The following is a 21,819-nucleotide window of genomic DNA, read 5'->3' on the forward strand; positions in this document are numbered from 1 at the left end:
GGCAGGACTAGGCTGGAGCCGCATCCGACGGACGACCCCCAGGAGAAGCACGTGGCAAGCATCGAGGCCGTAGGCGCCCGCGAGATCCTCGACTCGCGAGGCAACCCCACCGTCGAGGTCGAGGTCGCCCTCGACGACGGGACGATCGGACGTGCGGCGGTGCCGTCGGGTGCGTCCACCGGCCAGTTCGAGGCCGTGGAGCTCCGTGACGCCGGCGCCCGCTACCTAGGCAAGGGCGTCCTGAAGGCGGTCGAGAACGTCAACGCCACCCTCAACGAGGCGCTCGTCGGCTTCGACGCCGACGACCAGCGCTCGCTCGACCAGGCGATGCTCGACATCGACGGCACGCCGAACAAGGCCAACCTCGGCGCCAACGCGATCCTCGGCGTCTCGCTCGCCACCGCGCACGCCGCGGCCGAGTCCGCCGGCCTGCCGCTGTTCCGCTACGTCGGTGGCGCCAACGCGCACGTCCTGCCGGTGCCGATGATGAACATCCTCAACGGCGGTGCCCACGCCGACTCCAACGTCGACGTGCAGGAGTTCATGATCGCGCCCATCGGCGCCGACTCCTTCGCCGAGGCGCTGCGCCAGGGCGCGGAGGTCTACCACGCGCTGAAGTCGGTGCTGAAGGCCGACGGCCTGTCCACCGGCCTGGGCGACGAGGGCGGCTTCGCGCCCAACCTGTCGTCGAACCGCGCCGCGCTCGACCTCATCGCCAAGGCGGTCGAGAAGGCCGGCCTGACGCTGGGCACCGACATCGCGCTGGCCATGGACGTCGCCTCGAGCGAGTTCCACGGCGAGGGCGGCTACACCTTCGAGGGCGAGCTCAAGACGTCCGAGCAGATGGCCGACTACTACGCCGGCCTCGTCGACGCCTACCCGATCGTCTCGATCGAGGACCCGCTGGACGAGGAGGACTGGGCCGGCTGGGTGAACCTCACCGAGCGTCTGGGCGACCGCGTGCAGCTCGTCGGCGACGACCTGTTCGTCACCAACGTCGAGCGTCTGGCGCGCGGCATCAACGAGGGCGCCGGCAACGCGCTGCTCGTCAAGGTCAACCAGATCGGCTCGCTCACCGAGACGCTGGACGCCGTCGAGCTGGCCCACCGTCACGGCTTCACGTCGATGATGAGCCACCGCTCGGGCGAGACCGAGGACGTCACCATCGCCGACCTCGCCGTCGCCACCAACTGCGGCCAGATCAAGACCGGTGCGCCGGCCCGCTCGGACCGCGTCGCCAAGTACAACCAGCTGCTGCGCATCGAGGAGCTGCTCGGCACGGCGGCGTCCTACGCCGGCGCGACGGCGTTCCCGAGGCTGTCGCTCTGAGGTGAGTCCGGTGGCCCCGTCGTCGAACCGTGGACCCGGTCGCGGCCCCTCGCGGAGCCGTCGGCCGGCCCGGTCGCGCACGGGGCCGTCGGCCGCACCGACCACCGCGGGGGAGCCGGCCCTCGCGCCGGCGCGCCCGGCCCGCTTCACGACCCGGGCGATCATCCTGCTCGCGGTCGTGCTGCTGCTCGTCGCCTCGTACGTCACGAGCCTGAACGCCTGGTGGCAGCAGCGCCAGGAGATCCAGTCGACCAAGGCGCAGATCGCCACGACGAAGGCCGACATCGCCCGGCTCGAGGACGACGAGGCCCGCTGGGAGGACCCGGCGTACGTCGAGCAGCAGGCCCGCGCCCGCTTCGGCTGGGTCATGCCCGGCGAGGTCGGCTACCGGGTCATCGGCGCCGACGGCGAGGTGCAGGGCGAGGTCGCCGAGCTCGACGAGGCGCCCGACGAGACGCCCGACAGCTGGCAGGCCCGGCTCTGGGCGTCGGTCGAGCAGGCCGACGAGCCCCCGCAGGACGTGAAGCAGGACGCCCCCGTTCCCCCCGACCCCGACAAGGTGCTGAAGAAGAAGTCGTGACCACCATCGACCCCGCCGACATCGAGGCCATCGAGGGCCAGCTCGGACGCGTGCCGCGCGGCATCGTCGAGATCGCGTCGCGCTGCCCCTCGGGCCACCCGAACGTGGTCAAGACCGAGCCGCGACTGCCCGACGGCACCCCGTTCCCCACGCTGTACTACGTCACGTGCGACCGGCTCGCCGGCGAGATCGGCACCCTCGAGGCGTCCGGGCTCATGCGTGAGATGAGCGAGCGGCTCACCCACGACACCGACCTCGCGGCCGCGTACGCCGCCGCGCACACGTCCTACCTGGCCGAGCGCGAGGCGCTGGGCCACGTGCCGGAGATCAAGGACGTCTCCGCCGGCGGCATGCCCACGCGGGTCAAGTGCCTGCACGTGCTCGTCGGGCACAGCCTGGCCGTCGGTCCCGGCGTGAACCCGCTGGGCGACGAGACCCTCGCCCTGCTGGGCGACTGGTGGGCCGGGACGCCCTGCGGCCCGCAGCAGCAGGACCCCCAGGAGTAGCCGAGTCGCGGTCGCCCCCGGCCGGCCCCAGGATGGGCGCGGACCAATCACGTCGATCCGGGGGGATCCATGACCAGGGCCGAGCCCGAGTCCACGCGCACCGAGCGCAAGGACCGCACGCACTACCTGTACATCGCCGTCATCGTCGCGGTCGTGGCCGGCGTGACCCTGGGCTTCGTCGCCCCTGAGTTCGCCCAGGAGCTCAAGCCGCTGGGCGACCTGTTCGTCGCGCTGATCAAGATGATGATCGCGCCGGTCATCTTCTGCACGATCGTGCTGGGCGTCGGCTCGGTGGCCAGCGCCGCGCAGGTCGGCAAGGTCGGCGGCCTCGCCCTGGCCTACTTCGTCACGATGTCGACGTTCGCGCTCGCCATCGGCCTGGTGGTGGGCAACCTGCTCGACCCGGGCGAGGGGCTGCAGCTCAGCGACGAGCTCGCCGCGACCGGCTCCGAGCAGGTCGCCGAGGAGGAGACGACCTGGGAGTTCCTGCTCGGCATCGTCCCGGACACCCTGGTGTCGGCGCTGACCTCCGGCGAGGTGCTGCAGACCCTGCTCGTGGCGCTGCTGGTCGGCTTCGCCCTGCAGGCGATGGGCGAGACGGGCGAGCCGGTGCTCACTGCGATCGGCTACATCCAGAAGGTCGTCTTCCGGGTGCTGGCGATGATCATGTGGCTGGCGCCGATCGGCGCGTTCGGTGCCATGGCGGCCGTCGTGGGTGCCACCGGCGTGGACGCGCTCAAGAGCCTCGCGACGGTGATGATCGGCTTCTACGTCACGTGCGTGCTGTTCGTCTTCGGCGTCCTCGGCACGCTGCTGTACGTCGTGACGCGGGTGAACATCTTCAAGCTGTTCAAGTACCTGGGCCGGGAGTTCCTGCTCATCCTGTCGACGTCGTCCTCGGAGTCGGCGCTGCCCCGGGTGATCGCCAAGATGGAGCATGCGGGCGTGGACCGGACGACCGTCGGCATCGTGGTGCCGACCGGCTACTCGTTCAACCTCGACGGCACGGCGATCTACCTGACGATGGCGTCGATCTTCGTCGCGGACGCTCTGGGCAAGCCGCTGTCGCTGGGCGAGCAGATCTCGCTGCTGGTGTTCATGATCATCGCGTCGAAGGGGGCCGCGGGCGTCACGGGCGCCGGCCTGGCGACGCTCGCCGGCGGCCTCAACTCGCACCGCCCCGAGCTGGTGGAGGGCGTCGGCCTCATCGTCGGCATCGACCGCTTCATGTCTGAGGCGCGGGCGCTGACGAACTTCGCCGGCAACTCGGTGGCCACGGTGCTGGTCGGCCACTGGACCGGCACGGTCGACCGCGAGCGGCTCGACGCGGTGCTCGACGGGCAGCGTCCCTTCGACGAGAGCCGCATGCTCGACGACTGACGACGGGCGGCCCCGGCGTGCTTCGCTAGGCTCGCCCTCATGCTCGATGCCCAGCGCGTCGCCGCGATCGACTGCGGCACGAACTCGATCCGTCTGCTCGTGGCGGACGTCGGCATCGACGGCAGCAAGACCGACCTCGCCCGCGAGATGCGCATCGTCCGCCTCGGCCAGGACGTCGACCGCACCGGCGTGCTGGCCGAGGAGGCGATCGAGCGCACGCTGGGCGCCCTGCGCGAGTACGCCGACGTCATCGCCGAGCACGACGTCGACAAGGTGCGCTTCTGCGCGACGTCCGCGACCCGGGACGCGGCCAACTCCGCGGAGTTCGGCCAGAGGGTGGAGCGGGTCATCGGCGTGCGTCCGGAGGTCATCAGCGGCACGAGCGAGTCCCGGTTCTCCTACGTGGGGGCCACGTGGGGGCTGCCGCCGGGCTCGCGCGCGGTGCTCGACATCGGCGGCGGGTCGACCGAGCTCGTCCTGGGCGACAAGCCGCTCGGTCCGGACGTGGGGGAGTCCTACGACATCGGCTCGGTGCGGATGACCGAGCGGTTCCTGCACGCCGACCCGCCGACCCTGGCCGAGATCGGCACCTGCCTGGACGCGTGCGACCGGCTGATCGGCCGCGAGCTGGAGAAGTACCCGCCGGTCTCGACGCTCATCGGCGTCGCCGGCACGATCACGACCGTCGCGGCCCACGCGCTGGAGTTGCCCCGCTACGACAGCGAGGCGCTCCACGGAGCCCGCATCCCGGTCGACGAGATGACCAGTGCGTGCCTGGCGCTCGCGTCGATGTCGGTGGCCGAGCGGCGCGACCTGCCGTTCATGCACCCCGGTCGCGCGGACGTCATCGGCGGCGGTGCGCTCGTGCTGGACTCGGTGCTGTCGCACCTGCCGCTGCAGACCGACGAGATCGTCATCAGCGAGCACGACATCCTCGACGGCATCGCGCTGTCGTTCGTCCTGCCCCTGGACCAGCCGTGATCGGACGTCGTCGGCCGACCCACCGCGTCCACCTGCCCGCGCGGGTTCTGCCCATGCATCGCGGCGACTGGTACGAGGACCCGCTCGTGCACGAGCTGGCCGCCGAGGGCGTGAGCCTCACCGTCACGGGCAGCCGGACGTTGATCGACGACGACGCTCGGGTCGAGGGCACGGAGCTCTACGTGCGCACGAAGGACGAGCGGTTCGTGGCGGCGGCCGTCGACCTGCTCGAGCGACAGGCAGCCCCGGTCGGCTCCTACGTCGAGGACCTCCGTACCAGGCAGCGGACACCGTTCGGACGGTGCGCCGTGATCGTCGCCCGGCTGCACGCGGCGGTGCCCGTGGACGCCGTGTTCGACCGGGCCGACGGGAACGCCGTGCTGATGGCGGTCATCGAGGCCATGCGCGACGAGCTCGCCGCCACCCGCGCCGGTGTCGTCCCCTCCTGGCACGTCCTGCCCGAGACCACCGACGTCGTCCTGCACGGGGCCGACGCCGACGCGCTGGTCGCGTTCGTGGAGTCCGAGCCCTGGTTCGCCGAGCTGACCGACGAGGTCGAGCTCGTCCGGGTGACGCCGTGAGCGACCCGGCGGCGGACGCCGAGGCGTTCGAGGCCGAGCGCCCGCGCCTCGTGCGCCTGGCCGCCCGCATGCTCGACGACCGGGTCGAGGCCGAGGACGTCGTCCAGCAGGCGTGGCTGCGGCTGCACGGCACCGACCGGAGGATCGACAGCCTGCCGGCCTGGCTCACGACCGTCACGACCCGGCTGTGCCTGGACCGGCTGCGCGCCAAGGTGCCCGTGCCCGAGGAGCCGGTCGACGCCGCGGACCCCTACGACGACCCGGTCGAGGACGCCGTGCTGGCCGACTCGGTGGGGGAGGCGCTGTCGGTCGTCCTGGACCGGTTGTCGCCGAACGAGCGGGTCGCCTTCGTGCTGCACGACAGCTTCGGCCACGACTTCGCCGCCGTCGCGGCCGTCCTCGACACGTCCCCGGCCGCGGCACGCAAGCTCGCGTCGCGCGCCCGGGCGAAGCTGGCCGGGCCCGCGCCGGCGGCCGTCCCGCCGCGGTGGGAGGTCGTGGACGCCTTCCTGTCGGCCGCCAAGGGCGGTCACCTCGACCGGCTCGTCGCGCTGCTCGCGCCCGACGTCGTGGTGGGCGCCGACGCGGCCGCCGCCGCGCTCGGCACGCCGACCAGCATCGTCGGGCGCGAGCAGGTGTCGGCGTTCTTCGACGGCTCCGCGCACGCCGCGCTGCCCGTCTTCGCCGGGGACCGGGCCGCCGCGGCGTGGATGGACCGGGGCCGGGCGCGGGTGGTCTTCGACTTCGACATCTCCGACGGCGTCGTCACCCGGATCGAGTTCCGGGCCGAGCCGTCGCTGCTGGCCACCGTGCGGCCCCGCCGCGACGGCGGGCCGGGCGGGCGCGACGCCCCACGCGCACCCGCCTGACGGCGCTCAGCCCTCCGGCAGCTCGGCGAACGCCTTCTTCATGTCGCGGTACCAGCCGAGCGACTTCTTCGGGTGGCGCCAGCGGCCCTTCATGTCCTCGCGGGCGGGCTCGTGCGCGGCGTCGCCGGCTTTGACCGCCTGGCGCAGGTGCTTGTCTTGGGCGTTGATGACGTCGTCCGCGGTCTCGCCGGTGTGCGCGAGGTCGCAGGGGCCGCCGAGCTGGCGGCAGGTCATGGTCTTCATGGTGTCTCCTCGGTCGGTGCGGTCAGGCGGGCGCCTGCTCCTACCCTCATGACGCACGAGGGGCACGCGATGTGACATCGCCCGGGCACGGGCATGATCGGGGTCATGAGCGAGCCGACGACCGACCTGCGCGTGAGCGTCCCCGAGGAGACCTGGCTGGAGTCGCTGGCCGACGAGCCCGACACCGAGCTGGTGGTCTGGGACCCGCGCGAGGCCGACCAGCCCGACGGCCACCTCGACCTCGTCGTGTGGCCGTACGACCTCGGCGGCGGGAACGCGTTCACCCGGCTGGACGTCTCGCGCATCGGGCTCGTCCAGCTGCAGTCGCTCGGCTACGACGGTGTCGCGGACGCGATCGGCGAGGGTGGCCGGGTCGCCAACGCGGTCGGCGTCCACGAGGAGTCGACGGCCGAGCTGGCCGTCGCGCTGACCCTCGCGGCCCTGCGCGACCTGCCGTCCCACGTGCGCCAGCAGGAGCACGGCGAGTGGCGCAAGGCGTTCACGTCGAGCCTCATCGATCGGCGCGTCATGCTGCTGGGGCACGGGGGCATCGGCACCCAGGTGGCGGCGCGGCTGGACGGCTTCGGCTGCGAGCTCGTGCGTGTCGCCTCGCGGGCCCGCGACGAGGACGGCGTGTACGTCCACGGCACCGACGAGCTCGACGCGCTGCTGCCGACGGTGGACGTCGTCGTGGCGGCGGTGCCGTACTCCGCGGCGACGCACCACCTGGTCGACGCGCGCTTCCTGGCCGCCCTGCCGGACGGGGCGCTCGTGGTCAACGTCGCCCGTGGCAAGGTCGCCGACACCGACGCGATCCTGGCCGAGGCCGGACGCCTGCGGTTCGCCTCGGACGTGTGGGACCCGGAGCCGCTGCCGGCCGGCCATCCGCTGTGGTCGGCGCCCGGCGTGCTGGTGAGCCCGCACGTCGGCGGCATGACGTCGGCCATGCGCCCTCGGATCGTGCGGGTCGTCCGGGGCCAGCTCGCGCGGCTGCGGGCGGGGGACGAGCCGGCGGACGTCGTCGTCGGCTGATCATTGACTTTCCATCTCGGAACATGATTGAGTGTCCGACATGGAAAACATCGATCCGCTCCAGGACGTCGCCGCCGCCCGTGCCGCCGCGGCCGATCGTCTCGTGACGCCCTGGTGGTACCACCTGACCCTCGGTGTCATGCTCGCCGTGTACGTGGTGGGCCTGACCCTGGGCGGACCGTTGCTGGACCTGCTCTTCCTGGCCGTCCTCTTCGCCGGCCTGTACCTGCTCGTCCGGGCCTACCGCCGCACGACCGGCGTCTGGATCGACGGCCTGCAGTCGGGCCCGGCGCGACGCTGGTCGTACGCCATGGGCGGCTCGGTCTTCGTCGTCGCGCTGGCCGCGGTGATCGTCCCGCGCCTCACCGACACGGTCTGGCCCATGTACGTGCTCGCCGGGCTGCTCGTCCCGGTCACCGTGGTGCTCGGCGGCCGGTTCGACGCGGCGGTCCGCCGCGAGCTGCGGGAGGGCGTGTGACCGAGAGCCGGTTCGACGAGGTCGTCCACGCGCCGAACCGGCTGAAGATCTGCGCGTTCCTCGACGCCACGACGTCCGCGGAGTTCTCCGCCGTGCGCGACATGCTCGGCGCGGCCGACTCGGTGGTCAGCAAGCACGTCAAGGTGCTGCAGGACGCCGGCTACGTGAAGGTCTCCAAGCCCACCGGCAAGGGCCGTGTGCGCACCTGGCTCTCGCTGACGCCGGCCGGCCGCGAGGCGTACCGCGGACACGTCGCCGCGCTCCGCGAGCTCGTCGGCGACCCGGGCGCGGCGCCGGCTGACTAGGCTGACGCGCGCGCTCCCGTAGCCCAATCGGCAGAGGCGGACGGCTTAAACCCGTCGCAGTGTGGGTTCGAGTCCCACCGGGAGCACCGGAACCTCACCGCGCGTCGCCTCCGGCGAGATGTGGACGCAAAGGCACCACGATCTCGGCGAACGTGGTGCCTTTGCGTCCACATCTCGGGGGAGCCGGGCTCGGGCGAGGAACTCCGGGAGGTGGGAAGGCGGGACGCAGGACTCGCGCAGTCGGGGAACTGCGGTCGCGCCGGCGCCCCGCCGATCAGGGGGCGGTGCGGCTCAGATGGCCGCGCCCGCGGTGACCTGCCAGGCGAGCGCGTGCTCGCCGAACGGAGCCGGACGCTCGAGGATCGCGTCCGCCGCGTGGCGGGCGATCGCGGGGCCGAGCTGGATGCCGTTGCCGCCGCCGCCGGCCGCGTAGACCACCGACGGCTGGTCCGGGTGCGGCCCGGTGAGCGGCGACAGGGTGGACGTCATCGGGTAGGTGCCGGTCCAGCTGCGGCCGATCGCCATGTCGTCGACGTTGTGCAGGCGGGGGAGCAGCAGCTCGATGATGCGCTCGACCTCGGGCATCGGCAGGCTGCCCAGCGTGACGTCCGGGTCGACCGTCGGGGCGATGGCCTCCTCCGTGTGCAGGCCGGCGATGAGCTGGTCGGCGCGCTCGGAGCGGAAGTACACGCCCTCGACGCCCGACCCGGGGATGTAGTCCATGATGAACGGCGTGAACGGCACGTCGTGCGCGAGCTCGACGGTCACCGCGCCGTGCAGCTGGGGCGTCAGGGCGACGGGCGCGCCGAGCGTCCGCCCGACCGGCCCGGCCCACGAGCCGGCCGCGTTGACGACGACGTCGGCCTCGAAGACGCCACGGGTGGTCTCCAGGCGCCAGGCCTCGGGCCGCTCGGCCCCGAGCAGCCGGGTGCCGGTGTGCACGCGTCCGCCGGCGCCGCGCACGAGCCGCGCCAGCACCTGGCAGACCTCGTAGCCGTCGACGTACCCGTCCCAGGAGCCGAACAGGCCACCGGACAGGTCGTCCACGACCAGGTGGCCCCAGCGCTGCGCCAGCTCGGCCGGGGACAGCACGACGGCGTCCTCGATGCCGACCGCGCGCTGGGTCTCGATGCTCTCGCGGAAGCGTTCGAGGTCGGCGTCCGTGCGACCCAGCCGCAGGTACCCGCCGTGGGTGAACGTGAGGTCGTGCTCGGCAACCAGGGCGCTGTAGACCTGGCGGCCGTAGGCCCGCACCGCCACGTCGGCCGGCTCGAAGTACTGGGTCTCGACCATGCCGACCGACCGGCCCGACGACCCGTCACCGGGGTGGGACATCTCCAGGACGTCCACCTCGACGCCCCCGGCCCGCACCAGGTCCCACGCCGTGAACAGTCCCGCCACTCCGCCGCCGACGACGACGACCCGCTTGTCCGCCACGTTGCTCGTTCCTCCCTGTCGAACGGCTCGTCCAGCCGCGTGGGCGCAAACATACAAGTATGTCGTTTTAGTTGACCAGCCCTCCGGACGATTTGGTCGTGCGCACCTGGATCCGTGACCGGCGCCACAGGGCAGAACGACGGTCAGGCCGAAACCGTCCCGAAACACGAGCGAAACCGCCACGACGAGAACTTGAGCGAAGGTCTGGGCAGGAAAAAGATAGTTGTGTATGTTAACGCCATTCGATGCGCGGACATGACCGCGGTCACATCGCCGCCGGACCGGAAGGAACGCCATGAGCCAGAAGATCGACTACTCCTCGTCCACCCTCGGGGACGCCGACACGGAGCGTCGGTTCGAGGCTGCGCTGACCCTCGCCCGCTCGGCGCAGGTGGCGGTCGAGCCGCACGTCGTCGACGGCCAGGAGCTGTTCGAGGGCGCGGCGATCGAGCGGCAGGACCCGTGCCACGCCGGCGTGGTCGTCGGCCGGGCCCACGAGGCGGACGCGGCCGTCGTGGAGCGGGCGGTCGCCGCCGCCAAGGCGGCAGCGAAGGGCTGGCGCCGCACCCCGTACGCCGAGCGCAACGAGCTGCTGCGCGCCGCCAGCGCCGAGCTGGCCGGCCAGGTGCCGGAGATCGCGGCCCTCGTGTCGGCCGAGACGGGCAAGACCCGGCTCGAGGCCGTCGGCGAGGTGCAGGAGGTGCTCGACATGGTCGCGCACTACACGCACCTCATGGAGGCCAACGAGGGCTACGCCGTGCAGCAGACCTCGACCGAGTCCGAGAAGAACTACGACGTGCTCGTGCCGGTGGGCGTCTTCGGCGTCATCTCGCCGTTCAACTTCCCGGCCGCGCTGCTGGTCGGCATGACCAGCGCCGCGCTCGTCACCGGCAACACCGTCGTGCTCAAGCCGTCGGACAAGACCCCGCGCTCCAGCGGCGTCATCGCGCGCATCATCGCCGCCCACCTGCCCGCCGGCGTGCTCAACGTCGTCCATGGTGGCGCCGAGACCGGCAAGGCGCTGGCCGCCACGGACGTCGACGGCATCGCGTTCACCGGCTCGTCGGCCGTCGGGTGGCAGCTCGTCGAGACGCCGCGCCCCAACGGGCTGCCCCGCCCGGTGCTCGCCGAGATGGGCGGCCAGAACGTCGCCGTCGTCGCCGCGTCCGCCGACCTGGACGCCGCCGCGTCCGGCATCGTCCGCTCGGCCTTCGGCCTGTCGGGCCAGAAGTGCAGCGCGTGCCGCCGCGTCGTCGTGGAGCGGTCGGTCGCCGACGAGCTCGCGGCCAAGATCGTCGAGCAGGCCGAGGCGCTCGTGCTGGCCGACCCGATCGACCCCGCCGCGGGACTCGGCCCGGTCATCGACGACGCCATCGCCGCCCGCGTGGACGAGGCGATCGCCCAGGCGACGGCCGACGGACGCGTGCTCACCGGAGGTCGGGCCGACGACCTCAAGGGCAACTGGTTCCGCCCCGTCGTGGTCACCGACCTGCCGATCGGCCACCGGCTGACCCGCGAGGAGCTGTTCGCCCCGTTCCTGACGATCATCGCCGTCGACTCGTTCGAGGACGCCATGACCGAGGCGAACGCCGTCGAGTACGGCCTGTCCGCGGGCGTGTTCTCCGCCGACCCCGAGCAGGTCGAGACCTTCCTGGACGAGGTCGAGGCCGGCGTGCTCTACGTCAACCGCGCGGCGGGCGCCACGACCGGCGCGTGGCCGGGCGTCCAGTCGTTCTGCGGCTGGAAGCGCAGCGGCTCGACCGGCAAGGGTGGCCTGGGCGTGCACTACCTGCAGGGCTTCATGCGCGAGCAGAGCCGCACCATCGTGGTGGACGCGTGACGGGCCCGGCCCAGGCGGCGTACGCCGACCACCCGCTCGCCGAGCGCGCCCGGGCGGTCATGCCCGGCGGCAACACCCGCTCGACGCTGTTCGTCCCTCCGACGCCGCCGTTCGCCGTCCGCGGCGAGGGGGCGTGGGTGGAGGACCAGCTCGGCCACCGCGTGCTCGACTGCAACAACAACTACACGGCGCTCGTCCACGGCCACGCCTTCGAGCCCGTGCAGCGGGCCGTGGCCGGCGTCGTGCCCCGCGGCACCGCGTTCGGGCTGCCGACCGCCGAGGACGTCGCCCTGGCCGAGCTGCTGCAGCAGCGCACCGGCCTGGAGCTGTGGCGCTTCTCGAACTCGGGCACCGAGGCGGTCATGACCGCGCTGCGCGGCGCCCGCGCCGCGACCGGCCGCGACGTGGTCATCCGCTTCGCCGGCAGCTACCACGGCACGACCGACGCGGTCGTCGACGTGACGGCGCCCGGCGTCCCGGACGCGGTGGGGCAGACCGTGGTGGTCGTCCCGCAGGGTGACCGGGCGGCGTACGACGCGGCCCTCGACGAGCACGGGGACGACCTGGCGGGCGTCCTGGTCGACCTCATGCCCAACCGTGCGGGCCTCGTGCCGGCCGACCCGGGCTTCGTCACGCACCTGCGCGAGACGACCCGCCGGCTCGGCGCCGTGCTGGTCGTGGACGAGGTCATCACCTACCGGCTCGACGTCGGCGGCCTGCACCAGCGCTACGGCATCGAGCCGGACCTGGTGACCTTCGGCAAGGTCATCGGCGGCGGCTACCCGGTCGGCGGGCTCGGCGGCCGGGCCGAGATCATGGACGTGTTCGACCCGCGCCGCCAGGGCGCCGTCGGCTGGGGCGGCACGTTCAGCGCCAACCCGGTCACGATGACCGCCGGCCGGGTGGCGCTCGAGCACCTCGACGAGGCCGCGATCGCCCGCCTGGACCGGCTGGGCGAGCTGCTCCGCGGCCTGCTCGCCGAGGCGGGGGTCGCCGCCAGCGGCGGCGGCTCGCTCACGCGCCTGCGCGAGCCCGTCGACGTGGGCGAGCTGTGGTGGGAGGCCTACCGCCGTGGCGTCATGGCGGGCACCAACGGCCTCGTCGCCCTGTCGACGCCGATGACCGAGGACGACGTCCGCACCATCGCCTCCGCGCTGGTCGACGCCGTCCGCACCGTGAAGAAGGAGACCCCCGCGTGACGACCGACCCCTCCGCCGGGCAGGCGATCCTGAGCCTGTCGAACGTCCGCAAGGAGTACGCCGGGCACGTGGCCGTCGACGACGTCGACCTGACCGTCTCGGCGGGCGAGGTCGTGGCGATCATCGGCCCGTCCGGCTCGGGCAAGAGCACGACGCTGCGCTGCATCAACCTGCTCGAGGTGCCCGACTCCGGCACCGTCACGGTGCTCGGCCGCACGCTCGACACCGCCCGCGGCGTCAAGCACGCCGAGCTCATGCAGCTGCGCCGTGACGTCGGCATGGTCTTCCAGTCGTTCAACCTGTTCCCGCACCTGACGGTGCTGCGCAACGTCTCGCTGCCCCAGGAGCGGGTGCTCGGACGCTCGCGCAAGGAGGCCGACGAGCGCTCGATGGCCCTGCTGGAGCAGGTCGGCCTGGCGGGCAAGGCGTCCGCCTACCCGCCCAAGTGCTCGGGCGGCCAGCAGCAGCGCGTCGCCATCGCCCGCGCGCTGGCCCTCGACCCGAAGGTCATGCTGTTCGACGAGCCGACCTCGGCGCTGGACCCCGAGCTGGGCCTGGAGGTGCTGGCCGTCATGCGCCAGCTCGCCGACAAGGGCATGACGATGATCGTCGTCACCCACGAGATCCACTTCGCCACCGAGGTCGCCGACCGTCTGGTCGTCATGTCCGACGGCCGGATCATCGAGGAGGGCGACCCCAAGGCCGTCCTCGCGCACCCCCAGGTCGAGCGCACCCGCACCTTCCTGTCGGCCATCCGGGACCGCTGATGGACCACCTCGTCATCATCCTCGAGGCGGTGCCGACGACGCTCGCCGTCACCGGCGCGTCCTTCGCGGTCGGTGCGCTGGTCGGCCTCGTCCTGGTGCTGCTGCGGCGCACCCCGTGGCTGCTCGTGCGCGGCCTGGCCCGGCTCGTCGTGGACGTCCTGCGCGGCATCCCGCCGATCGTCCTGCTGTTCATCGTCTTCTTCGGCATCGGCAGCGGCGCGATCCGGCTCGACCCGTTCCAGGCCGCGGTCATCGCGCTGGGCCTCGTCTCGGCCGCGCACCTGTCCGAGGTCTACCGCGGAAGCCTGCTCGCCGTGCACCGCGGTCAGTTCGAGGCCTGCCAGGCGCTCGGCCTGGGCCGGCGCACGACGTACGCCCGGGTCATCGCGCCCCAGGCCGCCCGCGTCGCCGTCCCGGGCATGGTCACCTGGGCGATCAGCCTGCTGAAGGACTCCGCGCTGGTGTCCACCATCGGCGTCGCCGAGATCATGCTCGTCGCCGGGCAGGACGCGCGCTCCACCGGCGCGGGCCTGCTCCCGTTCGTCCTGGCCGGCGCGGTCTACATCGCGCTCGGCACTCCGCTGGCGCTGCTCTCGCGCTACCTGGAGGACAGGCTCAGCATCGAGAGGAGCCGCTGATGTCGACCTCCCTGCTCGACGACTGGGCCGACTGGGCGCCGCGGCTGCTCGACGGCCTGGGCCTGAGCCTCAAGGTCACCGGGCTGAGCCTGGCGATCGGCCTGACGCTCGGCCTGGTGCTGGCGCTGTGGTCGTCGGCCAAGCGCCTGCCCGTGCGGCTGCCGGCGATCGTGCTGGTCGAGGTCGGTCGCGGCATGCCCGCCCTGGTCATGCTGCAGCTCATCTACTTCGGCCTGCCGGACGCGGGTCTCACCCTCGAGACCTTCCCCGCGGTCGTGGTGGCGCTGTCGCTCACCACGGCGGCCTACACCAGCGAGATCATCCGGGCCGGCCTGCGCGCCGTGCCGTCCGGCCAGCTCGAGGCGGCCTCCGCCCTGGGCATGTCCGGCGGCGACACGCAGCGGTTCGTCGTGATCCCGCAGGGGCTGCGCATCGCGCTGCCCACCCTGATGGGCTTCGCGATCCTGATCTTCCAGATCAGTGCGCTGGCCTACTCCGTCGGCCTGCCCGAGCTGCTCAGCCAGGCCTACTCGGTCGGGGCGGCGACGTACCGCTACCTCGACGTGCTGGTCCTGGCCGGGCTGTTCTACCTGGCCGTCACGATCCCTGCGAGCTGGCTCGTAGCCCGACTCGAACGGCGCCTCAACCGGCACCTGTGAGTCATCCACCACCCCTCAAGGAGAAACCATGAAGTCCTCTGTGCTGCGCGTCGGTGGCGTCCTCGCCGCCGCCGCCCTCGTGCTGTCGGCCTGTGGCTCCGACTCGGAGTCCAGCGTCGCGGCCGACTGCAAGCCCGCGCACGACGTCTCGACGGTCAAGGAGGGGGTCCTGACCGTCGGCCTCACCAACACGCCGCCGTACTCGTTCGAGCAGGACCGCGAGATCGCCGGCATCGACTCCGACATCCTCAAGGCCCTGGCCGAGGAGGAGTGCCTGGAGATCGAGCACGCGCCGTACACGTACGCCGCGGCGATCCCCGCCGTCAACACCGGTCGCGTCGACGTCGCCGTCGGCGGCTTCTACCGCACCGAGGCCCGCGCGAAGGAGACCACGCTCAGCGCCCCGCTGTACGTGGACGAGCTGACCGTCATGTCCGAGGACGGCTACTCGACCGTCGACGACCTGCTGGGCAAGAAGATCGGCACCGTCGAGGGCTACCTGTGGGTCGACGCGCTCAAGGCGCTGCCCGGCACCGACCTGCGGGTCTACGCCGACTCCGGCGCGCTGGCCAACGACCTGAAGGCCGGCCGTCTGGACGCCGCGCTGGACGGCTACGGCGCCGCGACCATCTCGGCCAAGGGCACCGACTTCGAGCTCGCCGTGCTGGAGGAGGACGACCGCGTGCCGGCCACCAACGAGCCGAGCCAGACCAGCATGCTCGTCCACCCGAAGGACGAGGCGCTCGCGAAGGCGCTCGACGAGCTCGTCGGCGCGATGCGCGAGGACGGCCGCTTGGTCAAGATCCTCGGCGAGCACGGCCTGCCGGAGACGGCCGCCGAGGTGGGCGAGGCGCGCCTCGTCAGCTGACCTCGTCACGGTCCCGACGGGACGTCGCCCGCACCGCGGGTGGCGTCCCGTCGTCGTGTCGGGGGAGGGTCAGGCCAGGTGGACGAGCGTCCAGCCGGACGCGCCGACCGGGACGCGGCGCTCGACGCGGGCGTCCTCGAGCGCGCGCAGGCGCACCGACAGCTCGATCGTCGGGTCCGAGCTGGCCACGACGCGGTCCTCGGCGTCCAGCAGCAGCTCGCGGCTCATCGGGTCGAGCAGGTCGTCGACCTCGGCCAGCCAGGTGCGGACGACCAGGTCAGCGGCCACGACGCCCAGCACGGCGTCGTCGACGACCACCGGCACGGCCGCGACCATCGTCAGGTCGTCCGTGCCCCAGGAGTCGACGAACGGCGCGATGAGCGTGCGCTGCCGGGTCTGGACCGCGGTGCGGAACCAGCGCGACTGGGCGAAGTCGTAGTAGGAGTCCGACGCCGGGTTGTCGACGTGCTGCTTGCGGCGCACCTCGTCGCCGGAACGGCGCCACCAGACCATCGTGCCGAGCGGGCCGAGACCGGCGGCCTCGGGTGCGACGGCGACGCCCGCGCCGATCGTGAGCGGATGCCCCTCGAGGTGGGCGAGCACCGGCGGCTCGGTGACCGCCGCCAGCGCCTCGGCGTCCGTGCCGCCGGCGAGCGCGGGCGCGGTCGCGGCCGCGATCCGCTCCAGGTCGGTGAAGAGCGCGTCGGTGACGTCGACGATGCGCTGGGCGCGCTGCTCCATGTCGCGTCTCATGCCTGCCATCCGTTCGAGCGCAGCGTGCCGGCCCGGTCGGCGACGAACCCGATGGCGTCCGCGACGGCCTGCTCGGCCTCGCGGACGCGCACCTCGCGCAGATGCTCGGCCACCGGCTCGAGCAGGCGCGCGACGTGCTCGCGCGTCTCCACGGCGTGGTAGACGAGGGTGAGCACCGGGCTGTACTCCACCTGGGCGTTGATCAGGGCGGTGCTGAGCCGGGTCGACTGCGACGCCGCGCCCAGCTCGATGTAGAAGCGGCTCTCGGCGCGGCGGCCCTCGATGCCGTCGCCGGCCTCGTGCAGCCGCTCGACGCTGCGCGGCATCGGGGCGACGTCCTCGCTGGACGCGCGGCGGGCGGCGAGCCGCACCGACTCCAGCGACAGCGCCCGGCGCCAGTCGGCCAGGTCGCGCAGGTCCAGGGCGGTCAGGGCGCGCACCTGGTCGATGGCCACGCGGATCTGGCTGACGGTCGGGGCGGTGACGACGGTGCCGCCGCCGCGTCCGCGCCGCGTGGTCACCAGGCCCTGGTCGCGCAGGCGGTTCAGTGCCTCGCGCAGCGTGACGGGGGAGATGTTGAACTGCGCGGCCAGCTCGGGCTCCGGCGGCAGCAGGTCGCCCTCGGCCAGGACGCCGAGCGAGATCGCGGTGCGCAGGCGCTCGGCCACCGTCTCGGCCCGGCCGTGGGCGTCCAGCGGCGCGAACAGCACGCGACGCGTGTGCGTCGTGAGCAGCTCGGGACGCCGGGGCGCCGACGCAGCGCGTGCAGGCATGCTCGCGAGTCTATCGGCGCGCTCGGGCGTCCGGGTCGTTCCGTCAGGCGCGTTGCAGCGGGACGTCCATGCGCTCGGCGAGCTCGTCGAACGACAGGCCGTAGGTCTCCAGCACGGTGACGCCGTCGGGCCCAACCGCGAACACGCCGTGGTCGGTGTAGACCCGGCTCACGCAGCCGACGCCGGTGAGCGGGTACGTGCACGCCGGCACGATCTTGGCCGAGCCGTCCTTGGCGAACAGGCTCATCATCACCAGCACCTCCTTGGCGCCGATGGCCAGGTCCATCGCGCCGCCGACGGCGGGGATGGCGTCGGGTGCGCCGGTGTGCCAGTTGGCCAGGTCGCCGTTGCCCGCGACCTGGAAGGCGCCCAGCACGCAGACGTCCAGGTGGCCACCGCGCATCATCGCGAACGAGTCGGCGTGGTGGAAGTACGCAGCGCCGGGCAGCTCGGTGACCGGCACCTTGCCGGCGTTGGTGAGGTCGGTGTCGACCTCGTCGCCCTGGGCCTGCGGCCCCATGCCAAGCATGCCGTTCTCGGTGTGCAGGACGACGCCGGAGTCGGCCGACAGGTGGTCGGCGACCTTCGTCGGCTGGCCGATGCCCAGGTTCACGTACGAGCCGTCGGGGATGTCGCGGGCGACGCGGGCGGCGAGCTCGTCGCGGTCTAGCGGGCCCCGGTCGGTGTGCTCCTGCGTGCTCATCAGCGGGCTCCTTCCACCTGCAGGTGACGCGGCTCGACCCGCACCACGCGGTCGACGTAGATGCTCGGGGTCACGACCGCCTCGGGGTCGAGCGTCCCGGTCTCGACGACCTCGGACACCTGAGCGACGACCGTGGTGGCGGCGGTGGCCATGACCGGGCCGAAGTTCCGGGCCGTCTTGCGGTAGACGAGGTTGCCCATGCGGTCCGCGGTGTGCGCCGAGATGAGCGCGACGTCGCCCTTGATCGGCATCTCGAGCACGTAGGTGCGTCCGTCGATCTCGCGCACCTCCTTGCCCTCGGCCAGCGGGGTGCCGACCGCGGTCGGACAGTAGAACGCCCCGATGCCGGCACCGGCGGCGCGCATGCGCTCGGCCAGGTTGCCCTGCGGGACGACCTCGAGCTCGATCTTCCCGGCGCGGTACAGCTCGTCGAACACGAACGAGTCGCTCTGCCGCGGGAACGAGCAGACGACCTTGCGGACGCGTCCGGCCTTGAGCAGCGCGGCCAGGCCCCACTCGCCGTTGCCGGCGTTGTTGCTGACCACGGTGAGGTCCTTCGCGCCCTGGTCGATGAGCGCCTCGATGAGGTCGAACGGCATGCCGGCCAGGCCGAAGCCGCCGACGAGCACGGTCGAGCCGTCCTCGATCCCGTCGACCGCCTCGCGCGCCGTGTCCAGCACGGTGGCCCGGGTCATCGCGCGTCCGACGCGGTGTTCTCGAGGACGACGGCCAGGCCCTGCCCGACGCCGATGCAGATGCCGGCGACGCCCCAGCGCTGCTTGCGCTCGCGCAGGACGTGGGCGAGGGTGCCGACCACGCGGGCGCCGGACGCGCCGAGCGGGTGGCCGATGGCGATCGCGCCGCCGCGGGTGTTGACGATCTCGGGGTCGACGTCCCAGGCGTCGACGCAGGCCAGTGACTGGGCGGCGAAGGCCTCGTTGAGCTCGACGGCACCGACGTCGGACCACGAGATGCCCGCCCGGCGCAGCGCCGCGTTGGCCGCCTCGACGGGAGCGAAGCCGAACTCGGTCGGGTCGAGCGCGTGGACGCCGCGGCCGGCGATGCGGGCCAGCGGCTCGAGGCCGAGCGTCGAGGCGGCAGCCTCGGAGCCGATGACGACCGCGGACGCGCCGTCGTTCAGCGGCGAGGCGTTGCCGGCGGTGATGCTGCCGTCGGGGCGGAAGGCCGGCTTGAGGCCGGCGAGCTTCTCGACCGTCGTGCCGGGCCGGATGCTCTCGTCGCGGTCGAGCTCGACGCCCTCGACCGCCACGGCGAGGTCGGCGTAGAAGCCGTCGTCCCAGGCCTGGGCCGCGAGCTCGTGCGAGCGGGCGGCGAACGCGTCCTGGCGGTCACGGCCGATGTCCTTGGCCTCGGCCAGCTGCTCGTTGCACTCGCCGAGCGAGATCGTCCACTCCTTCGGCATGCGCGGGTTGACCAGGCGCCAACCGAGGGTGGTCGAGACCGCAGTGGTGTCGCCGGCCGGGAACGCGCGGCTCGGCTTCGGCAGCACCCACGGCGCGCGGGTCATGGACTCCACGCCGCCGGCCACCACGACGTCCGCGTCGCCGGTGTCGACGGCGCGCGAGGCCTGGATGACCGCGTCGAGGCTGGACCCGCAGAGCCGGTTGATGCTGGTCGCGGGCACCGACGTGGGCAGGCCGGCGAGCAGCACGGCCATGCGTCCGACGTTGCGGTTGTCCTCACCGGCGCCGTTGGCGTTGCCCCACAGGACGTCGTCGATGCGGGCCGGGTCCAGGTCGGGGGCCTTGGCCAGCACGCCGCGGAGCGCGGTGGCGGCCAGGTCGTCGGGGCGGACGCCGGCGAGGGCGCCGTTGAACTTGCCGAACGGGGTGCGAGCGGCCGCGTACACGTAGGCCATGGGTCCTCCTGGAGGAGAAGTTCACGATGCGAACAAGTGTTTGCTGTGCGAACTCAAGCCTACCAAGCCGAGGGCCGGTCGGCCAGGGGTCAGACGGCGTGCGGGGCGACGGCGAGGTCGTCCGAGATCGCCGCCGCGGTGGCCAGGAGCTCGGTGCGGTACGACTCGGGCAGGGAGCGTCCGGCGTAGGTGGCCGAGACGTTGACCGCCGCGACGACGCGTCCGCCGGTGCCGCGCAGGGGAGCGGCCACCGAGGCCAGGCCGGGCTCGAGCTCCTGCTCGACGCTGGCCCACCCCTGGTCGCGCACCCGGCCGAGCGCGGCCCGCAGCGTCGCCTCGTCGTGCAGCGTGGCGTCGGTGAGGGCGGTCAGCTCGGCGGTGGCGAAGTACGCGTCCAGCTCGGCGGGCTCCAGGTGGGCGAGCAGCACCCGGCCCATGGACGTGGCGTGGGCCGGGAAGCGCGTGCCGACGGTGATGCCGACCGACATGATGCGCCGCGTGCCGACCCGGGCGACGTAGACGATGTCGGTGCCGTCGAGCACGGCCGCGGACGTCGACTCGTGCAGCGCGGCGCTGAGCCGCTCCAGGTGGGGCTGGGCGATCTGCGGCAGGTCCAGGCCGCTCAGGTACGCGGTGCCGAGCCGCAGCACCTGTGGCGTCAGCGAGAAGCGGGTGCCGTCGAGCCGCACGAACCCCAGGTCGACGAGCGTGAGCAGGAACCGCCGGGCGGTGGCGCGGCTCAGGCCGGTGCGCTGGGCGACCTCGGTGAGCGTCATCGCCGGGTGGTCGCGGTCGAACGCAGTGATGACGGCGAGCCCGCGCTCCAGCGACTGCACGTGGTGCGCGCCGGGGGACGGCTCGGCCGGTGTCATGGTGGCCACCCTAGGGTCCGCCGGACGCTCAGAGCTGCGCGATGCGCATGGCCGACCACGCGCCGCCCAGGCGGTGGTGCTCGTAGGCCGCCCACGCGAAGTCGTCCAGGACGTCGTACACGTCCTCGGGCGTCATGGTGCCGTAGCCGTCGTCGGGGTAGACGACCCAGACCGGCTCGACGGAGCCGAGCTCGGAGAGGGTGTCGTCGAGCAGTCGGCGCAGGTCGGCCTGCCCGTCGGCGACCAGGACGGCGGCGTCGACGCTCTCGCTGGAGTCGTCGTCGCCCTCGGGCGCCTCGATGACGAAGGCGCCCTCGGGCAGGGGGTCGAGCAGGCTGTCGGTCTCGAGGGAGCCGCCGACCAGCCAGACGGCGTACCCCTCGCCGATGCCGAGCAGCTCGGCGGTGGTGGGCTCAGGCACGGGCACAGCCTAGCGACGCGTGGCCGTCAGGTCCCAGATGTCGCGCCCGACGGTCGTGCCCTTGGTCTCGAACCGGGTCACGGTGCGCCCGGCGAAGCGCTCGGTGCGGCCGGCGTGGTCGAAGCCCTCGGCGCGGGCGAGCACCTCGTCCATCTGCTCGGCGTAGTCGAGCCAGTCGGTCGCGAGCCGCAGCGTGCCGCCCGGCCGCAGCACCCGCCGCACGAGCGGCAGGAACGAGTCGTCGACCAGGCGCCGCTTGTGGTGGCGCTTCTTGTGCCACGGGTCGGGGAAGAACACCCACACCTCGTCGGCGCGCTCGGCCGGCACCATCGTGGCCAGGGCCTCGGCGGCGTTGACGATGGCCAACCGGACGTTGGTGAGCCGGTGCTGGCGCACCTGCACGAGGGTCTGCGCGACGCCCGGCTTGTAGACCTCGAGCGCCAGGAAGTCGTGGTCGGGACGCTCCTGGGCCGCGGCGACGACGGCCTCGCCGCGTCCGCTGCCGATCTCGACGACGAGCGGCGCCTGCCGGCCGAACGCGGCCTCGACGTCGAGCTCGTAGGCGGGGTCGACCGACGTGCTCGGGCCGCTGCGCGGGACGTCCAGCACGTAGCGTCCGGCCAGCTCGTCCCAGGCGCTCTGCTGGCGCTCGTTCAGGCGGCCGCCACGGCGGGTGAAGGAGACCGGCTCGGTGCGGTACGGGGGCGCTTCGGACACCGCAGCAGC

General features: G+C 72.9%; 26 protein-coding genes and 1 tRNA gene. 17 read left to right on the forward strand and 10 right to left on the reverse strand.

From position 1 onward, the window contains the following. Positions 1 to 51 precede the first annotated feature (51 nt). From eno to HGAM_RS07540, 7 genes are all read left to right on the forward strand, one after another. A complete protein-coding gene (gene eno / locus HGAM_RS07510) occupies positions 52 to 1,329 on the forward strand; it encodes a phosphopyruvate hydratase (protein ID WP_019144861.1) in 1,278 nt (425 codons plus the stop codon). Between the two features lie 10 nt (positions 1,330 to 1,339). Further along, positions 1,340 to 1,909 carry an FtsB family cell division protein gene (locus tag HGAM_RS18300; RefSeq protein ID WP_019144862.1) on the forward strand — a complete coding sequence of 190 codons (570 nt, stop codon included), beginning with the start codon at positions 1,340 to 1,342 and terminating at the stop codon, positions 1,907 to 1,909. Next, a complete protein-coding gene (locus HGAM_RS18305) occupies positions 1,906 to 2,415 on the forward strand; it encodes a DUF501 domain-containing protein (protein ID WP_019144863.1) in 510 nt (169 codons plus the stop codon). Before HGAM_RS18300 ends, HGAM_RS18305 begins: the two co-directional genes overlap by 4 nt. A 69-nt stretch (positions 2,416 to 2,484) precedes the next feature. Continuing rightward, positions 2,485 to 3,795 carry a cation:dicarboxylate symporter family transporter gene (locus HGAM_RS18310; protein ID WP_019144864.1) on the forward strand — a complete coding sequence of 437 codons (1,311 nt, stop codon included), beginning with the start codon at positions 2,485 to 2,487 and terminating at the stop codon, positions 3,793 to 3,795. A gap of 39 nt (positions 3,796 to 3,834) precedes the next feature. Continuing rightward, positions 3,835 to 4,776, forward strand: coding sequence for a Ppx/GppA phosphatase family protein (locus tag HGAM_RS07530; protein WP_019144865.1), 942 nt, complete (start codon positions 3,835 to 3,837; stop codon positions 4,774 to 4,776). 53 nt (positions 4,777 to 4,829) lie between these two features. Then, positions 4,830 to 5,357, forward strand: a complete 528-nt coding sequence (locus HGAM_RS07535; RefSeq protein WP_020691817.1) for a hypothetical protein — start codon at positions 4,830 to 4,832, stop codon at positions 5,355 to 5,357. After that, positions 5,354 to 6,226, forward strand: a complete 873-nt coding sequence (locus HGAM_RS07540; protein WP_019144867.1) for a sigma-70 family RNA polymerase sigma factor — start codon at positions 5,354 to 5,356, stop codon at positions 6,224 to 6,226. The genes HGAM_RS07535 and HGAM_RS07540 overlap by 4 nt, the downstream gene beginning before the upstream one ends. 6 nt (positions 6,227 to 6,232) lie before the next feature. On the opposite strand, the gene HGAM_RS07545 is transcribed toward HGAM_RS07540, so the two are convergent. Next, positions 6,233 to 6,469, reverse strand: a complete 237-nt coding sequence (locus HGAM_RS07545) for a DUF1059 domain-containing protein (protein ID WP_019144868.1) — start codon at positions 6,467 to 6,469, stop codon at positions 6,233 to 6,235. Between the two features lie 105 nt (positions 6,470 to 6,574). Here HGAM_RS07545 and HGAM_RS07550 point away from each other — a divergent pair, with 105 nt between their 5' ends. The 4 genes from HGAM_RS07550 to HGAM_RS07565 all read left to right on the forward strand — a co-directional run bounded on the left by HGAM_RS07550 (position 6,575) and on the right by HGAM_RS07565 (position 8,370). After that, entirely contained in the window at positions 6,575 to 7,501 is a 927-nt protein-coding gene (locus HGAM_RS07550) for an NAD(P)-dependent oxidoreductase (protein ID WP_038951637.1), read from the forward strand. Between the two features lie 31 nt (positions 7,502 to 7,532). Then, on the forward strand, positions 7,533 to 7,979 hold the full coding sequence (locus HGAM_RS07555) for a hypothetical protein (RefSeq protein ID WP_020691815.1): 447 nt from the start codon (positions 7,533 to 7,535) through the stop codon (positions 7,977 to 7,979). Continuing rightward, positions 7,976 to 8,284: a transcriptional regulator gene (locus tag HGAM_RS07560; RefSeq protein ID WP_019144871.1), complete on the forward strand. Its 309-nt coding sequence runs from the start codon at positions 7,976 to 7,978 to the stop codon at positions 8,282 to 8,284. The genes HGAM_RS07555 and HGAM_RS07560 overlap by 4 nt, the downstream gene beginning before the upstream one ends. Before the next feature lie 12 nt (positions 8,285 to 8,296). Further along, positions 8,297 to 8,370: transfer RNA gene (locus tag HGAM_RS07565), tRNA-Leu, on the forward strand. Positions 8,371 to 8,575: 205 nt separating this feature from the next. On the opposite strand, the gene HGAM_RS07570 is transcribed toward HGAM_RS07565, so the two are convergent. After that, positions 8,576 to 9,721, reverse strand: a complete 1,146-nt coding sequence (locus HGAM_RS07570) for an NAD(P)/FAD-dependent oxidoreductase (protein WP_019144872.1) — start codon at positions 9,719 to 9,721, stop codon at positions 8,576 to 8,578. Positions 9,722 to 10,016: 295 nt separating this feature from the next. On the opposite strand from HGAM_RS07570, the gene HGAM_RS07575 reads away from it, so the two are divergent. The 6 genes from HGAM_RS07575 to HGAM_RS07600 are packed head-to-tail and all read left to right on the forward strand — an operon-like array spanning position 10,017 to position 15,692. Next, positions 10,017 to 11,561, forward strand: a complete 1,545-nt coding sequence (locus HGAM_RS07575) for an aldehyde dehydrogenase family protein (protein ID WP_019144873.1) — start codon at positions 10,017 to 10,019, stop codon at positions 11,559 to 11,561. Continuing rightward, positions 11,558 to 12,760, forward strand: a complete 1,203-nt coding sequence (locus HGAM_RS07580) for an aspartate aminotransferase family protein (protein ID WP_019144874.1) — start codon at positions 11,558 to 11,560, stop codon at positions 12,758 to 12,760. The genes HGAM_RS07575 and HGAM_RS07580 overlap by 4 nt, the downstream gene beginning before the upstream one ends. After that, positions 12,757 to 13,527, forward strand: coding sequence for an amino acid ABC transporter ATP-binding protein (locus tag HGAM_RS07585; RefSeq protein WP_019144875.1), 771 nt, complete (start codon positions 12,757 to 12,759; stop codon positions 13,525 to 13,527). The genes HGAM_RS07580 and HGAM_RS07585 overlap by 4 nt, the downstream gene beginning before the upstream one ends. Further along, on the forward strand, positions 13,527 to 14,165 hold the full coding sequence (locus HGAM_RS07590) for an amino acid ABC transporter permease (RefSeq protein ID WP_019144876.1): 639 nt from the start codon (positions 13,527 to 13,529) through the stop codon (positions 14,163 to 14,165). Before HGAM_RS07585 ends, HGAM_RS07590 begins: the two co-directional genes overlap by 1 nt. Next, a complete protein-coding gene (locus tag HGAM_RS07595; protein ID WP_019144877.1) occupies positions 14,165 to 14,824 on the forward strand; it encodes an amino acid ABC transporter permease in 660 nt (219 codons plus the stop codon). Before HGAM_RS07590 ends, HGAM_RS07595 begins: the two co-directional genes overlap by 1 nt. Positions 14,825 to 14,852: 28 nt before the next feature. Then, positions 14,853 to 15,692: a substrate-binding periplasmic protein gene (locus HGAM_RS07600; protein WP_081591893.1), complete on the forward strand. Its 840-nt coding sequence runs from the start codon at positions 14,853 to 14,855 to the stop codon at positions 15,690 to 15,692. Positions 15,693 to 15,761: 69 nt separating this feature from the next. On the opposite strand, the gene HGAM_RS07605 is transcribed toward HGAM_RS07600, so the two are convergent. The 8 genes from HGAM_RS07605 to trmB all read right to left on the reverse strand — a co-directional run bounded on the left by HGAM_RS07605 (position 15,762) and on the right by trmB (position 21,810). Further along, positions 15,762 to 16,445, reverse strand: coding sequence for a PDC sensor domain-containing protein (locus HGAM_RS07605; RefSeq protein WP_147543624.1), 684 nt, complete (start codon positions 16,443 to 16,445; stop codon positions 15,762 to 15,764). Continuing rightward, the gene (locus HGAM_RS07610; protein ID WP_019144880.1) at positions 16,442 to 17,218 is read right to left on the reverse strand and encodes a FadR/GntR family transcriptional regulator; all 777 of its coding nucleotides are present in this window, start codon (positions 17,216 to 17,218) and stop codon (positions 16,442 to 16,444) included. The genes HGAM_RS07605 and HGAM_RS07610 overlap by 4 nt, the downstream gene beginning before the upstream one ends. Before the next feature lie 43 nt (positions 17,219 to 17,261). Beyond that, complete coding sequence (locus tag HGAM_RS07615; protein WP_019144881.1) at positions 17,262 to 17,921, reverse strand: 3-oxoacid CoA-transferase subunit B; 660 nt, start codon at positions 17,919 to 17,921, stop codon at positions 17,262 to 17,264. Next, positions 17,921 to 18,616 (reverse strand): 3-oxoacid CoA-transferase subunit A, encoded by a 696-nt coding sequence (locus tag HGAM_RS07620; RefSeq protein WP_019144882.1) that lies wholly within the window; start codon positions 18,614 to 18,616, stop codon positions 17,921 to 17,923. The genes HGAM_RS07615 and HGAM_RS07620 overlap by 1 nt, the downstream gene beginning before the upstream one ends. Continuing rightward, positions 18,613 to 19,800 (reverse strand): thiolase family protein, encoded by a 1,188-nt coding sequence (locus HGAM_RS07625; protein WP_019144883.1) that lies wholly within the window; start codon positions 19,798 to 19,800, stop codon positions 18,613 to 18,615. Before HGAM_RS07625 ends, HGAM_RS07620 begins: the two co-directional genes overlap by 4 nt. An 89-nt stretch (positions 19,801 to 19,889) precedes the next feature. Then, on the reverse strand, positions 19,890 to 20,672 hold the full coding sequence (locus tag HGAM_RS07630) for an IclR family transcriptional regulator domain-containing protein (RefSeq protein WP_019144884.1): 783 nt from the start codon (positions 20,670 to 20,672) through the stop codon (positions 19,890 to 19,892). A 28-nt stretch (positions 20,673 to 20,700) separates the two neighbouring features. Next, a complete protein-coding gene (locus tag HGAM_RS07635; protein WP_019144885.1) occupies positions 20,701 to 21,093 on the reverse strand; it encodes a DUF3052 family protein in 393 nt (130 codons plus the stop codon). Between the two features lie 9 nt (positions 21,094 to 21,102). Continuing rightward, the gene (trmB, locus tag HGAM_RS07640; RefSeq protein WP_019144886.1) at positions 21,103 to 21,810 is read right to left on the reverse strand and encodes a tRNA (guanosine(46)-N7)-methyltransferase TrmB; all 708 of its coding nucleotides are present in this window, start codon (positions 21,808 to 21,810) and stop codon (positions 21,103 to 21,105) included. Positions 21,811 to 21,819 lie beyond the last annotated feature (9 nt).

This window comes from Aeromicrobium massiliense JC14 (genome assembly GCF_000312105.1).
Lineage (GTDB): Bacteria > Actinomycetota > Actinomycetes > Propionibacteriales > Nocardioidaceae > Aeromicrobium > Aeromicrobium massiliense.

Excerpts from the sequence above, each read along its gene's own strand:
- HGAM_RS18310 (WP_019144864.1), top strand. The coding sequence starts at position 2,485 with ATGACCAGGGCCGAGCCCGAGTCCACGCGCACCGAGCGCAAGGACCGC.
- HGAM_RS07530 (WP_019144865.1), top strand. The coding sequence starts at position 3,835 with ATGCTCGATGCCCAGCGCGTCGCCGCGATCGACTGCGGCACGAACTCG.
- HGAM_RS07535 (WP_020691817.1), top strand. The coding sequence starts at position 4,830 with ATGCATCGCGGCGACTGGTACGAGGACCCGCTCGTGCACGAGCTGGCC.
- HGAM_RS07545 (WP_019144868.1), bottom strand. The coding sequence starts at position 6,469 with ATGAAGACCATGACCTGCCGCCAGCTCGGCGGCCCCTGCGACCTCGCG.
- HGAM_RS07550 (WP_038951637.1), top strand. The coding sequence starts at position 6,575 with ATGAGCGAGCCGACGACCGACCTGCGCGTGAGCGTCCCCGAGGAGACC.
- HGAM_RS07575 (WP_019144873.1), top strand. The coding sequence starts at position 10,017 with ATGAGCCAGAAGATCGACTACTCCTCGTCCACCCTCGGGGACGCCGAC.
- HGAM_RS07590 (WP_019144876.1), top strand. The coding sequence starts at position 13,527 with ATGGACCACCTCGTCATCATCCTCGAGGCGGTGCCGACGACGCTCGCC.
- HGAM_RS07595 (WP_019144877.1), top strand. The coding sequence starts at position 14,165 with ATGTCGACCTCCCTGCTCGACGACTGGGCCGACTGGGCGCCGCGGCTG.
- HGAM_RS07600 (WP_081591893.1), top strand. The coding sequence starts at position 14,853 with ATGAAGTCCTCTGTGCTGCGCGTCGGTGGCGTCCTCGCCGCCGCCGCC.
- HGAM_RS07605 (WP_147543624.1), bottom strand. The coding sequence starts at position 16,445 with ATGAGACGCGACATGGAGCAGCGCGCCCAGCGCATCGTCGACGTCACC.
- HGAM_RS07610 (WP_019144880.1), bottom strand. The coding sequence starts at position 17,218 with ATGCCTGCACGCGCTGCGTCGGCGCCCCGGCGTCCCGAGCTGCTCACG.
- HGAM_RS07615 (WP_019144881.1), bottom strand. The coding sequence starts at position 17,921 with ATGAGCACGCAGGAGCACACCGACCGGGGCCCGCTAGACCGCGACGAG.
- HGAM_RS07620 (WP_019144882.1), bottom strand. The coding sequence starts at position 18,616 with ATGACCCGGGCCACCGTGCTGGACACGGCGCGCGAGGCGGTCGACGGG.
- HGAM_RS07625 (WP_019144883.1), bottom strand. The coding sequence starts at position 19,800 with ATGGCCTACGTGTACGCGGCCGCTCGCACCCCGTTCGGCAAGTTCAAC.
- HGAM_RS07630 (WP_019144884.1), bottom strand. The coding sequence starts at position 20,672 with ATGACACCGGCCGAGCCGTCCCCCGGCGCGCACCACGTGCAGTCGCTG.